The organism is Pseudomonas sp. HR1 (assembly GCF_030175875.1).
GTDB lineage: Bacteria > Pseudomonadota > Gammaproteobacteria > Pseudomonadales > Pseudomonadaceae > Chryseomonas > Chryseomonas oryzihabitans.
Window position 1 is genome coordinate 517,103 of record NZ_JASNRF010000004.1, and the last position, 10,073, is coordinate 527,175.

Consider the following 10,073-nt stretch of genomic DNA (forward strand, 5'->3'; position numbering starts at 1 on the left):
GGTATCCCATGGTCCCTCGCCGCCAGAAACGCAAGCCCGTCGCCGAGATGAACGTGGTGCCCTACATCGACGTGATGTTGGTGCTCCTCGTCATCTTCATGGTGACGGCGCCCATGCTCAACCAGGGCGTCAAGGTCGACCTGCCCAAGGTCGACAGCCAGGCCCTGCCGCAGGACAACGACAAGCAGATCCTCACCGTCTCGGTGAAAGCCGACGGTACCTACTACTGGAACGTCGGTTCCGAGGTGGATACCGATCAGAAGGCCAAGTCCTCCACCGCGGTGTCCCTGCCGCAACTGAGTCAGCAGGTCGGTGCCATCATGCGTCAGCGTGCGGACACCCAGGTGTTCATCCGCGGTGACAAGGCCGCCAACTATGGCGTCGTCGCCGGCGCCATGGGTGCCTTGCAACAGGCCGGCGTCCCCAACGTCGGGTTGATTACCGAGGCGCCTTGATGCGACACCGCGAGCGTTCGTCGTCCGAAAGTTATTTCTGGCCGGTCATCTGGGCAGTCGCCCTGCATGTGCTGATCTTCGGCCTGCTGTTTGTCAGCTTCGCCTTCACCCCTGAATTGCCCCAGTCGCGTCCGGTCGTCCAGGCGACCCTGGTCCAGCTCAAATCCAAGAGTTCGGCGCAGGTGCAGACCGAGCAGAAACTGGCGGGGGAGGCGAAGAAGACCGCGGCCAAGCAGTACGAGCAGGAACAACTGGAGCAGCGTCGTCAGCAACAGGAAGCCCAGCGTGAAGCGGCGGCGGCCAAGGCGGCTCAGCAACAGAAGGAAGCCCAGCAACAGGCCGCGGAACAAAAGAAAGCCGACGACGCTCGAAAGGCGCAGCAAGCGGAAGCGGCGGCCAAGGCCGCCGAAGCCAAGGCTGAGGCCGAGAAACAGTCCGAGGCCGCCAAGGCGGCTGCGGAAGCCAAGCAGGCCGCCGAGCAGAAGAAGCAGGCGGACATCGCCAAGAAGAAGGCTGACGAAGCAGCCAAGCAGAAAGCGGCTGAGGAAGCCGCGAAGAAGGCTGCGGCAGAGGCAGCCAAGCAGAAGTCGGCCGAAGAAGCCAAGCAGAAGGCTGCAGCCGAGGCGGCCAAGAAAGAGGCTGCTGCGGAGGCCGCCAAGAAGAAAGCGGCGGACGACGCCAAGAAGAAGGCTGCCCAGGCTGCTGCGCGCAAGGCAGCGGAAGACAAGAAGGCGCAGGCCCTCGCCGAGTTGTTGTCCGATGATACCCAGCGGCAGCAGGCACTGGCCGAAGAGCAGGGCGACGAGGTGGCATCGAGTTTCGATGACCTGATCGTGCGGCTGGTCAGCGAGCAGTGGACGCGTCCGCAGTCGGCGCGCAACGGCATGAGCGTCGAGGTGCAGATCAACATGCTGCCGGACGGCACCATCACCAGCGCGACGGTGACCCGCTCCAGTGGCAACAAGGAATTCGATAATTCAGCGGTATCGGCCGTGCGTAACGTCGGTCGTATCCGTGAGCTGCAGCAGCTGGATCGCAAGACCTTCGATCAGCTGTATCGTCAGCGCCGCATGATCTTCAAACCGGAGGACCTGAGTCTGTGAACACCCTGATCCGTTACATCCTGCTGGGCCTGGTCCTGGTGGTGGGCTCCGCCCAGGCGGCCGATCCGCTGGTGATTTCCAGCGGTAGTGATCGCGCCATCCCGATCGCCGTCGTGCCCTTTGGGTGGCAGGGTGGTCAGCCACTGCCGGAAGACCTGGCCAACATCGTCAGCGACGACCTGCGCAATTCCGGGGTGTTCTCGCCGATTCCGCGCCAGAACATGCTGAGCCAGCCGAGCCAGGCCAGCGAAGTCATCTTCCGTGACTGGAAGGCCCTGGGTGCCAACTACGTGCTGGTGGGCAACATCGTGCCCAATGGCGGTCGGCTGCAGATCAACTACGCCCTGTTCAACGTTTCCACCGAACAGCAGGTCCTGACCGGCAACGTCGGCGGCGGCACCGATCAGCTGCGCGACATGGCCCACTTCATCTCCGACCAGGCCTATGAAAAGCTGACCGGTGTGAAGGGTGCCTTCTCGACGCGCATCCTCTATGTGACCGCCGAGCGCTTCTCCGCCACCAACACCCGTTACACCCTGCAGCGCGCCGACTATGACGGTGCCCGTGCCGTTACCCTGCTGCAGTCGCGCGAGCCGATCCTGTCGCCGCGTTTCGCGCCGGATGGCAAGCGCATCGCCTATGTCTCCTTCGAGCAGCAGCGCCCGCGCATCTTCATGCAGTACATCGACACCGGTCGCCGCGAGCAGCTGACCAACTTCGAAGGCCTGAATGGCGCGCCGGCGTTTTCGCCCGACGGCAATCGCCTGGCCTTCGTGCTGTCCAAGGACGGCAACCCCGAGATCTACGTGATGGACCTCGGCTCCCGTGCCATTCGTCGTGTGACGAATGACTCGGCCATCGATACCGAGCCCTTCTGGGGCAAGGATGGCCAGACCATCTATTTCACCTCCGACCGTTCCGGCAAGCCGCAGATCTACAAGACCAACGCCAATGGCGGGGGTGCTGAGCGCGTGACTTTCGTCGGTAACTACAACGCCAACCCGAAACTTTCGGCGGATGAAAAGACGCTGGTCATGGTGCATCGCCAGGAAGGTTTCACCAACTTCCAGATCGCTGCGCAAGACCTCCAACGCGGCTCTGTGCGGGTACTTTCCAACACCAGCCTCAACGACTCGCCCACTGTTGCGCCCAATGGCACCATGCTAATCTACGCCACCCGCCAGCAGGACCGAGGCGTCCTGATGCTTGTCTCCATCAATGGTCGCGTCCGGATTCCGATTCCCACCGCCCAGGGTGACGTGCGCGAGCCTTCCTGGTCTCCTTACCTGAACTGACGGCTAATTAGAAAAGTCCTTAGTTACACCAACATTGCGGTTCTTTTAGGAGTTACATGATGGAAATGCTGAAATTCGGCAAGTTCGCTGCACTGGCTCTGGCCATGGCCGTGGCCGTGGGCTGTTCCTCCAAGGGCGGCGACGCCTCCGGTGAAGGCGCTGGTGCTGGCGCTGGCGCCGGTGCTGTCGACCCGAACGCTGGCTACGGCGCCAACTCGGGTGCCGTTGACGGCAGCATGGGCGACGAAGCCGCTCTGCGCGCCATCACCACCTTCTACTTCGAGTACGACAGCTCCGATCTGAAGCCGGAAGCCATGCGCGCTCTGGACGTTCACGCTCGTGACCTGAAGGCCAGCGGCCAGCGCGTCGTTCTGGAAGGCAACACCGACGAACGCGGTACCCGCGAGTACAACCTGGCTCTGGGCGAGCGTCGTGCCAAGGCCGTTCAGCGCTACCTGGTGCTGCAGGGCGTGTCCCCGGCTCAGCTGGAGCTGGTTTCCTACGGTAAAGAGCGTCCGGTTGCCGTCGGTCACGACGAAGCTTCCTGGGCTCAGAACCGTCGCGTCGAGCTGAAGAAGTAATAAACGATGTCCAAGCGCCTGCAGTTCTTGATCGCCCTGACCCTTGGTGTACCGGTTGTCGCCGGGGCTCAGGTTCCCGTACAGGATGGTAGTTATGGCGTTGCCCAGTCCGCTGGGCAAGGTTATGGCAACGCAGGCGCGGCCAGTGCCGGAAACGGGGCTCCCGTTTCCGGCATGGGTCAACTGTTCATGCAGTTGCAACAGATGCAGGACGATATCGCGCGCCTGCGTGGCCAGGTCGAGGTTCAGGAAAACGAGATCCGCCAGCTCAAGCAGGAAGGATTGGATCGTTACCAGGATCTGGATGGCCGTATTTCCCAGCTTTCTTCCGCGCCTGCCAATGCAGGGGCCGGAGCCGCTGCCGGTGCTGCCCAGGGTGGTGCCATCGCGGCCAACAATGCGCCGACGCCGCCTGCTTCCGCAGGGGCACCGGCTGCCAGCAGTGAACCGGGTGATCCGGCGAAGGAAAAGCTGTACTACGACGCTGCCTTCGATCTGATCAAGGCCAAGGATTTCGACAAGGCCAGCCAGGCATTCAATGCCTTCCTGCGCAAGTATCCCAACAGCCAGTATGCGGGCAATGCCCAGTACTGGCTGGGTGAAGTGAATCTGGCCAAGGGCGATCTGCAGGCTGCTGGCCAGGCCTTCGCCAAGGTCAGTCAGGCCTATCCCACCAGCAACAAGGTGCCGGATTCGCTGTACAAACTGGGTGGCGTCGAGCAGAAGCTCGGCCGCACCGATCGGGCCAAGGGCATGTACCAGCAGGTCATCAGCCAATATCCCGGAACCTCCGCTGCGCAACTGGCGCAGCGGGATCTGAAAAGCCTGCCCTAGCGCAGGCTTTTTTCTTCTATCTACCGCAACGGAGGCGGATGGCCTGTGTAGCCGTCACGCCCGTGGCTTCCATGCAAAAAGATACCCTACGTCTTACCGAGATTTTCTATTCGCTCCAGGGTGAAGCCCGCACCGCCGGTCTTCCTACCGTCTTCGTCCGGCTCACCGGCTGCCCGCTGCGCTGTCACTATTGCGACACGGCCTATGCCTTCACCGGAGGCGAGATCCATCATCTCGATGCCATCTTGGAGCAGGTCGCGAGCTACCGCCCGCGGCACATCTGCGTGACCGGCGGCGAGCCGCTGGCCCAGCCCAACTGCCTCAAGCTGCTCGAGCAGCTGTGCGACGCCGGCTACGAGGTGTCGCTGGAAACCAGTGGCGCCCTGGATGTCAGTGGCGTGGACGGGCGTGTCAGCAAGGTCGTCGACCTCAAGACGCCGGGCTCGGGGGAGGTGGGGCGCAACCTGTACGCCAACCTCGACCACCTGACGCCCAACGATCAGGTCAAGTTCGTCATCTGCTCCCGCGAGGACTATGACTGGGCCGTCTCCAAGCTGATCGAGTATCGCCTGGAGCAACGGGCGGGCGAGGTGCTGTTCTCGCCCAGCCATGGCCAGGTGGCGCCGCGTGAGCTGGCGGAGTGGATCGTGGCGGACAACCTGCCGGTGCGCTTCCAGCTGCAGCTGCACAAGATTCTCTGGAACGACGAACCGGGACACTGAGCATGAGTCAGCCTAAAGCGGTCATCCTTCTTTCCGGCGGCCTGGATTCCGCCACCATAGTCGCCATGGCCAGGGCACAGGGCTTCGCCTGCTACACCATGAGCTTCGACTACGGCCAGCGCCATCGCGCCGAGCTGCAAGCCGCCGAACGCGTGGCGCGCCAGCTGGGCGTCGTCGAGCACAAGGTGATCGGCCTGGATCTCAATGGCATCGGTGGCTCGGCGCTCACCGACCCAAACATCGCCGTCCCGGAGACCCCGGGCGAGGGCATCCCGGTCACCTACGTGCCGGCACGCAATACCGTGTTCCTGTCCCTGGCCCTGGGCTGGGCCGAGGTGCTCGGTGCCCGTCATCTCTTCATCGGGGTGAATGCGGTGGACTACTCCGGCTATCCGGATTGCCGGCCGGAGTTCGTCGAAGCCTTCGAGCGCCTGGCCAATCTCGCCACCAAGGCCGGTGTGGAAGGGGATACCTTCAAGATCGAAGCCCCGCTGCAGTTCCTTTCCAAGGCGCAGATCGTCCAGGCTGGCAGCCAGCTGGGCGTCGACTATGCCCTGACCGTCTCCTGCTACCAGGCCGACGATGAAGGCCAGGCCTGCGGTCGCTGCGACAGCTGCCGCCTGCGCGCCGAAGGCTTCAAGGCGGCGGGAATTTCCGACCCTACGCGCTACCAGTAAAAAATTTCATCTAGGGTGTTGATTCTCCTGAGAAAATCGCTAGAATGGCGCCCACTAACGGGTCGTTAGCTCAGTCGGTAGAGCAGTTGGCTTTTAACCAATTGGTCGTAGGTTCGAATCCCACACGACCCACCATCTTCACCAGGAACCCTCCGCAAGGAGGGTTTTTGCGTTTCTCGCAGCTAAGACAAGCAGCCGTCTGGAGCGGAATCTAGCCCTGCGCCTCGATGATGTCAAACTGCATATGTGATGACCAGGAGCCTCAGGCGCGCCTGGTCTCAGCACCTATCTATAAAAATTCAGCGCTGATGAGCTATTCGCGTCTGGCTGATGCGAAGGGTAGGGCTCCGTTGCTGATCCATTCAGCCAGCTGATCGAATGCCTCTTGAGAAAAAGATCCAGCAGCATTTGCTGACTGCAGGGCGGGCACTGCCATCGGTTGATTCAGGTGCTTCTGTAAACGCTCCTGAGGCAGTCGAGCGCTGGTATCGACGCGTGCGAGCAAACTCTTTGGCATCTTGGCGGCACGGTCTTCCAGGACGTTGCGCATCTGGTGTGGATCGGTCTCGATGTACTCCATCGTTGTGACAATGCTGGAGTGATTAAGCAGGGCTTTGGCCACATGGATGTTTCGATCCGCTTGCCGCATCAAGTCCGTCGCCAAGGTATGCCTGAAACGGTGTGGCGTCATGCGCGTTCCCACGAGGGTAGTCAATTTTTTATACATTGACTCAATTTGGTTTATATCCATAGTGTCGCGTTTGTAATGTTGCGAAAATCTGTTGACGTTGAATAATTGGTCTGTGTCATTGAAATGCAAAGAATCCGCCCAAGCCGTTAGCCTATCAAGATGCTCATAGAGCGGGCCAGGAATAGGTAAAACGAATTCTTTGTGTGTCTTGTCGCTTTCACTTCTTATGTTGATGGTCTTCCGTTTCAGGCAGACGTCCTTTCGCTGCATCATTAGCAGTGAGTTAAGACGAATTCCTGTGTAATGGAACGTCTCGTAGACTGATAGCCAGAACCAGGCAGGCGTAATACTGCTGCGTTTTCCAGAGAGTCTCTCACTTTCCTGGAGTCTGAGCAGCTGCGATCGGCCTTGGGTGATAGCCTCGTGCGGCACAGTCTTCTTGCGTTTCCTAGGCGGAACTACGGAAGTTTCAGTAAATGGATTTTGCCGCATGCTCAGTAAATCATGCTTGATCGCATACTGGAAAAGCGTTTTAAGATGACTCGCGTACGTATTCCAGCTGCGCTTTGCTAAGCCGGAATCAAGAATTTCCTTTCTCCAAATTAGGACGTCTCGGTTATGGAGTTTTTCCAGTGCGAAATCTTCACCAAATCTTCGCCCTAGTGCTCTTGCGGCAGCCAAGTAAATGGTTCTAGTAGCAGGCCTTAGATCGTGAGTCTCGTTGTACTCGCCGGCGATTTCCAGGATGTTCACTTTTCGACCGCCCCCGTTTCCTGCAAGCGCAAACTGCAATTATCAAAAGGCGGTTGATTGAAAATTAGTGTTGGATTTTCTAGCAGATAGCCCTTGAGGCTCTTTGTCTTGCGGGGGCCCACGACTTCGCACGTCCAGATGTTGAGGTTGTCTGCTGTCTTTCTGTGCTGCTTCAGCTTTTCGAAAGCACGTTGCACCAGTTGCCAGGGATCTAGCTGTCTGGCCTTGGCGTCGATTTCTAAGTGGGGATGCTCTTGGGCGTATCGCTTGAACAGGCCTGGGCTAACCAGGAACGCGGTGCCATCTACCGTGTGGATCATCGCTTTGGCATCGTTGATCAATAGCTTGTGTGAAAGCACGCCCTGGCGGCTCCAGGCTATGAATGCCTGGCCTAAGTCGGCTGTAGTGGTCGATTCAGGTCTTGAATGGGTTGTGGCAGCGATAACGTGTTCGGGAAGGTTATCCACGTCTTGGAGACCTGGCGCTTCATGGGCTGAAACTGCTGGGGCCTGAGGTGTTGCAGCGAATAGGTCGTCTGCCAGTGCGAGTATTTCTTCCATGGGGTCCAAACCGGTCTGGAATGCGGGCTGCGGCAGTGTTTCGGAATAGGCCATCGCTTGTGAAGATGTGACATTCGTCACATCCTGTGATATCGGATGTGATGGCAAAGTGATATCGTTCGTTGTGCCAGGGTGCGCTATTCCTGGCGGTCCGTCCTCGGTCTGCTCAAGCGTGAAAATTCCTGAAAAAGGGGCTGGTCGATCTGCAGGATCCGGCCAGACCAGCGCAGGCGAGACCTTGAGAAGGGTAAAGGTGTTCTTCCATCCGTGACCGGTATCGATCGTGGCCTTCCAGATAGCCTTGTCCTGAGCGTTGACCTGGATGATGGCCTGATCCTGTATCAGGTTGAAGAACGGTGCATTCGAGGTGGGAATGCCCTCCACACCCTGGGAGAGCATCAGTGCTCGCAGCTGGTCTGAGGCAGGCTTGCTCACGAGCCATAGCGCATCTTGGGTCAGCCACCCGTCCGACGGCCCATCTGGTTGGTTCAGCTTGAATTTCTCGATGACCAGGGTACGTAGCCCATCAGCCAGTTGACGCTGGATCGTGTTCTTGGGTGCTTCCATCGCACGTTGCGGGTTGGCGCCAAGCTCTTGGGCAACACTCGCCTGGTCGGCCTGGACGATCATCTCGCCCAGTACGCCGGCATGCTGGTATTGCCCGGCCAAGACGAAGATCAGCGATGACCATAGCTCGCGGTAGCCACTGAGCCAGTCCAGCACGTGGGGCGGCAGCACCTGGAAATAGACAAGGGCTGAGGCAGCACCATGGAGCTGGTAGTCCCGACCTTTGACGTACCGAAAACGGTAGGGCTTTTCGATCCTGCCATGCCAGGGGTGCCAGTGCTTCCCATCATCATGGACAACCTCGATGTCGACGGCGATCTTGCCTAGGTCATGGAGGAGGGCGCCGTAGGCGACCGCTGCAGACCAGGCCTCTGCCTGGGCCGCCTGTGACTCCGGTGGCGCGCCGATAGGGAGGAGGTAGTTCTGCCGGATCTTGAGGGCATAGGCGACGATCTCCAGGCCGTGATCGAGGAGGCCCCCAGGGTAGGCGTGGTGATGGTTTTCCGAAGCAGGAAGCTGCTGTACCAGGTTAGCGTAGCGCTCGAGCGGATCTCGATAGAGCGAGGCAAACTGCTCGCGTGACAGCGAGGTGCGCTGCCAGATGTTCTCGATGAGCTTCTGCCTCCGGGGGAGTGCCAGGAGATCCCTGCCTGGGGACGGCTGCGTGAAGCCGTGTTTGCCTGGGCCGGGTGGCGGGGATGGTGGGGCTTTCTTCCTGAAAAAGAGATCGAACATGGCATGCCCTTGGTAATTCTTGGGCCTGCGTTGTCAATCAGCGCGGTCGTACGGACAATGGTAAACCGCTATCACTACTCAGGAGGTTGGGGCGGCGGATAGCTACTATGTCCGGGAGCCTAGGGATCCTTTGCTCTTCGCAGCCATGAAATGACCCCCGAAAGTTGGACGCTGCCTTGAAGGCGTACCATGCCCAAGTACTCTCTAGCGTTCAAATTGAAGATCGTCGCTCAGTACCAAAAGGGCGATTGCAGCTACGGCCACCTCGCTAGGGTGCATGACGTCAGCGTGGTGCAGGTAAAAGGATGGATTGGCGCCTATGCCAATCACGGAAAAGCGGCTCTACAAAAGCGTTATCGTTATCACAGCATCGATTTCAAGATCGAGGTGGTGCGACAGATCGTCGAAGGCCTATCAATCCGACGGGCTAGTGAGCGATTTAGTCTCAATCGCTCCCAAATGCAGCGCTGGGTCGATGCGTGGCAGAGGTATGGTATCGAGGGGTTGGCCAGCAAACGCAGAGGTAACTCCTTGCCCCTTCTTCCCGTTCCAGATCCATCCGCTTTCAAGCCCCACATCGCAAACCCAGTCCGAGAGCTGGAAAAGCAGGTTGCCTATCTGCAGGTCAAAAACGCCTTTCTGCGCAAAGCCATGAGCTTGGGTCTCAAGGACAGTGACCTGGACAATCAGCAGAAAGCACTTATCGTGCAGGAGTTGCGGTCACGATATCCACTTGATGCGCTTCTTCAGGGAGCATGTCTTCCTCGAAGCAGCTTCTACTACCACCTCAAGGTCACTCGCCAACCAGACAAACAAGGTGCCCGCAAAGAGAGCATCCGGACGATGTTCGCGCATCATCGGGGTCGCTATGGCTATCGCCGCATCACGCAGGCGCTACGCAATCAGGGGCAGCAGATCAATCACAAGGCAGTACAGCGGCTGATGGGCGAAATGTCGTTAAAGTGCACGCTGCGACGCCGTCGCTATCGTCCATTCACAGGGCCGGAGTCCTGCGTGGCGCCTAACCTGCTGGAACGCCGCTTTACCGCACCGCAGCCCAATCAGCGGTGGGCGACTGACATAACGGAGTTTCGTGTCAA

General features: G+C 59.4%; 10 protein-coding genes and 1 tRNA gene. 9 read left to right on the top strand and 2 right to left on the bottom strand.

The genetic code is table 11. From position 1 onward, the window contains the following. The first annotated feature begins 8 nt into the window (after nt 1–8). The 8 genes from tolR (at nt 9) to QKY98_RS17770 (ending at nt 5,802) form a co-directional block, all read left to right on the top strand. A complete protein-coding gene (tolR, locus tag QKY98_RS17735; protein ID WP_007160331.1) occupies nt 9–455 on the top strand; it encodes a protein TolR in 447 nt (148 codons plus the stop codon). After that, nucleotides 455–1,558: a cell envelope integrity protein TolA gene (gene tolA / locus QKY98_RS17740; RefSeq protein WP_037006956.1), complete on the top strand. Its 1,104-nt coding sequence runs from the start codon at nt 455–457 to the stop codon at nt 1,556–1,558. The genes tolR and tolA overlap by 1 nt, the downstream gene beginning before the upstream one ends. Further along, nucleotides 1,555–2,853 carry a Tol-Pal system beta propeller repeat protein TolB gene (gene tolB, locus QKY98_RS17745; RefSeq protein WP_027597944.1) on the top strand — a complete coding sequence of 433 codons (1,299 nt, stop codon included), beginning with the start codon at nt 1,555–1,557 and terminating at the stop codon, nt 2,851–2,853. Before tolA ends, tolB begins: the two co-directional genes overlap by 4 nt. Nucleotides 2,854–2,912: 59 nt before the next feature. Then, on the top strand, nt 2,913–3,434 hold the full coding sequence (gene pal / locus QKY98_RS17750; protein WP_007160328.1) for a peptidoglycan-associated lipoprotein Pal: 522 nt from the start codon (nt 2,913–2,915) through the stop codon (nt 3,432–3,434). Between the two features lie 6 nt (nt 3,435–3,440). Further along, entirely contained in the window at nt 3,441–4,268 is an 828-nt protein-coding gene (ybgF, locus tag QKY98_RS17755) for a tol-pal system protein YbgF (protein ID WP_042133036.1), read from the top strand. Nucleotides 4,269–4,339: 71 nt separating this feature from the next. Then, on the top strand, nt 4,340–4,990 hold the full coding sequence (queE, locus tag QKY98_RS17760; protein ID WP_052504085.1) for a 7-carboxy-7-deazaguanine synthase QueE: 651 nt from the start codon (nt 4,340–4,342) through the stop codon (nt 4,988–4,990). A 2-nt stretch (nt 4,991–4,992) separates the two neighbouring features. Continuing rightward, nucleotides 4,993–5,667, top strand: a complete 675-nt coding sequence (queC, locus tag QKY98_RS17765) for a 7-cyano-7-deazaguanine synthase QueC (RefSeq protein ID WP_044340898.1) — start codon at nt 4,993–4,995, stop codon at nt 5,665–5,667. A gap of 59 nt (nt 5,668–5,726) precedes the next feature. Further along, nucleotides 5,727–5,802, top strand: a tRNA-Lys gene (locus QKY98_RS17770). A 178-nt stretch (nt 5,803–5,980) separates the two neighbouring features. Here the strand turns inward: QKY98_RS17770 and QKY98_RS17775 are convergent. Both QKY98_RS17775 and mobH read right to left on the bottom strand, forming a co-directional pair. Beyond that, a complete protein-coding gene (locus QKY98_RS17775) occupies nt 5,981–7,111 on the bottom strand; it encodes a site-specific integrase (RefSeq protein ID WP_284671329.1) in 1,131 nt (376 codons plus the stop codon). Then, nucleotides 7,108–8,973 (bottom strand): MobH family relaxase, encoded by a 1,866-nt coding sequence (gene mobH, locus QKY98_RS17780; RefSeq protein ID WP_284671330.1) that lies wholly within the window; start codon nt 8,971–8,973, stop codon nt 7,108–7,110. Before mobH ends, QKY98_RS17775 begins: the two co-directional genes overlap by 4 nt. 189 nt (nt 8,974–9,162) lie before the next feature. Here mobH and QKY98_RS17785 point away from each other — a divergent pair. Next, the coding region (locus QKY98_RS17785; protein WP_284671331.1) for an IS3 family transposase at nt 9,163–10,073 on the top strand (911 nt) is incomplete at its 3' end.

Excerpts from the sequence above, each read along its gene's own strand:
- queC (WP_044340898.1), top strand. The coding sequence starts at position 4,993 with ATGAGTCAGCCTAAAGCGGTCATCCTTCTTTCCGGCGGCCTGGATTCC.
- tolR (WP_007160331.1), top strand. The coding sequence starts at position 9 with ATGGTCCCTCGCCGCCAGAAACGCAAGCCCGTCGCCGAGATGAACGTG.
- ybgF (WP_042133036.1), top strand. The coding sequence starts at position 3,441 with ATGTCCAAGCGCCTGCAGTTCTTGATCGCCCTGACCCTTGGTGTACCG.
- mobH (WP_284671330.1), bottom strand. The coding sequence starts at position 8,973 with ATGTTCGATCTCTTTTTCAGGAAGAAAGCCCCACCATCCCCGCCACCC.
- queE (WP_052504085.1), top strand. The coding sequence starts at position 4,340 with ATGCAAAAAGATACCCTACGTCTTACCGAGATTTTCTATTCGCTCCAG.
- tolA (WP_037006956.1), top strand. The coding sequence starts at position 455 with ATGCGACACCGCGAGCGTTCGTCGTCCGAAAGTTATTTCTGGCCGGTC.
- pal (WP_007160328.1), top strand. The coding sequence starts at position 2,913 with ATGGAAATGCTGAAATTCGGCAAGTTCGCTGCACTGGCTCTGGCCATG.